This is a genomic window from Vibrio sp. 811 (assembly GCF_033339195.1).
In genome coordinates, this window is the sequence record NZ_JAWOUB010000219.1 from 1 (window position 1) to 863 (window position 863).

General features: G+C 49.5%; 1 protein-coding gene and 1 pseudogene. Both read right to left on the minus strand.

Going from position 1 to position 863, the window contains the following annotated elements; genetic code table 11:
* Positions 1 to 273 (minus strand): annotated as a pseudogene (locus R7Q46_RS25935) (oxidoreductase); the annotation flags it as partial.
* Between the two features lie 21 nt (positions 274 to 294).
* Positions 295 to 863, minus strand: a 569-nt coding sequence (locus R7Q46_RS25940; protein ID WP_318078050.1) for a sulfurtransferase, incomplete at its 5' end; no start/stop codon positions are given.

The following is an 863-nucleotide window of genomic DNA, read 5'->3' on the forward strand; positions in this document are numbered from 1 at the left end:
TCTGATTGGTTGACCGAACTCTGTGTTACGACGACAAGACGCTTCACAAGGGTGGGCACAAATACGACCAAGAGTTTGAGGAAGGAACAATTTGCTGCGGATCAGATCCAAAGCGCCTTGGAAATTCCCTTCACCAGCCATGCGAACGTACTGTTTTACGTCAGTGTGCATTGGACATGCGGTTTGACATGCCGGATCGGCATCACCCATACAGCCATCGACAATCATTTGCGCGGTGTCGTATAGCTTTTGGCTAAAAATTACATTGTTCATTAACTGCGGTTTCCGTGTTGATTAGCTCTTGCCGTTGATAACGTTCACTTCAGGATTCTTCTGCTCGTAGTGAGCATGGCTGTACTCGATCCATGAGCCGTCGTAGTTGTAAACGCCTTCTGCACCTAGTACTTCAGTAAGAATCATGGTGGTGTGGGCAGAGCGAACACCAGACTGGCAGTAAGCGATAACTTTCTTACCTTTGATGATGTCGCCATAAAGGGCTTGCAGTTCTTCTGCTGATTTCAGCGTTGTGTCTTCGTTCAACGCTTTGGTCCAGTTAATGTGAACACTGCTTGGGATAGTGCCCGGACCGTATGCGCCAGAAACCGCAACTTCCCCGTTGAACTCGTCGTTGCCGCGAGTATCTAGGATCACCCAATCAGGGTTGTTTTGCGCTGCGATAACCATGTCTAGCGTTGCTAGGGCATTGTTATCTTGTCGTGTGTTAGGTGCGTTGTATTCAACCGCTGCAACGCTTTGGTTTGCAGAGCCAGTTGGGTAGCCAGCGCCCATCCAAGCGTTCAAGCCCCCGTCAAGGTAACGAACATCTTGATGGCCAAGGTTATGGATTTGCCAGTAAAGGCGCG